The organism is Bifidobacterium phasiani, assembly GCF_019331775.1.
Classification (GTDB): domain Bacteria; phylum Actinomycetota; class Actinomycetes; order Actinomycetales; family Bifidobacteriaceae; genus Bifidobacterium; species Bifidobacterium phasiani.
This window is the reverse complement of sequence record NZ_JAHBBD010000053.1, coordinates 1-1,046: the sequence shown is the minus strand read 5'-3', so window position 1 is coordinate 1,046 and position 1,046 is coordinate 1. Positions and strand designations below refer to the sequence as shown.

1 protein-coding gene is annotated in these 1,046 nt (G+C 66.3%); it reads right to left on the bottom strand.

Annotation, left to right across the window (positions count from 1 at the left end; genetic code table 11):
* A partial coding sequence (locus tag KIH73_RS10755) for a UDP-galactopyranose/dTDP-fucopyranose mutase family protein (protein ID WP_219083382.1) occupies window positions 1–1,046 on the bottom strand: 1,046 nt, incomplete at both ends.

The window sequence follows — 1,046 nt, the reverse complement described above, 5'->3', positions numbered from 1 at the left end:
CGGCCGCCGAACACGGTGTTCGGCACGTCCTTCTCCAGCTCGACGTAGCGCGCGTACAGCTCCTTGTCGGCCTCGGTGTTGATCGGGTAGTACGGCTCGTCGCCGCGCTCGGCGAACCGGCTGTACTCCTCCCACACCACCGTGCGCCCCGGGTTCTGCCGGTCCCGGCGCTCCGGGTTGAAGTTCTTGAACTCGATCGCGCGCGTGTACGGCACGTCCGCGTCCGCGAAGTTCATCACCGGGCAGCCGAAATGGTCCGCCTCGTCGTAGCGGACCTCCTTGAAGTCCACCGTGCGCCACTTCAGGTCGCCCAGCGCGTAGTCGAAGTACCGGTCCACCGGGCCCGTGTACACCACCGGCACGCCGGCCTCGTTCAGCGCCTCCTTGTTGAACGGCTGGGACCCGTCGAAGAAATCGACGTTCAGCGACACATGGATGCGCGGGTCGTCGATCATCCGCTCGAACCAGGCCGTGTACCCGTCCCTCGGCAGGCCCTCCCACGTGTCCTTGAAGTACCGGTTGTCGTAGTTGAACCGCACCGGCAGACGGCTGATGATCGAGGCGGGCAGCTCGCTGGGGTCGGTCTGCCACTGCTTGGCCGTGTAGTTCTTGATGAACGCCTCGTACAGGGGCCGGCCGATCAGGCTGATGCCCTTGTCGTTGAGGTTCTCCGGGTCCCTGCCCGCCAGCTCGCCGGCCTGCTCGGCGATCAGCGCCCGCGCCTGGTCGGGCGTGTAGTGCGCGCGGAAGAACTGGTTGATCGTCCCCAGGTTCGTCGGCAGCGGGAACACCTCCCCGTTGTGGGTCGTGTACACGCGGTGCACGTAGTCCGTGAACCCCGTGAACCGGTTCACGTACTCCCACACCCTCCTGTTGCTCGTGTGGAACAGGTGCGCCCCGTACCTGTGGATCTCCGCGCCGGTCTCCTCGTCCATGTACGAGTACGCGTTGCCGCCGATATGGTCGCGCACCTCGACGATCTCCACCCTGGCGCCCGCACGCTCCACCGCCTGCTGCGCCACCGTCAGACCAAACAAACCCGCACC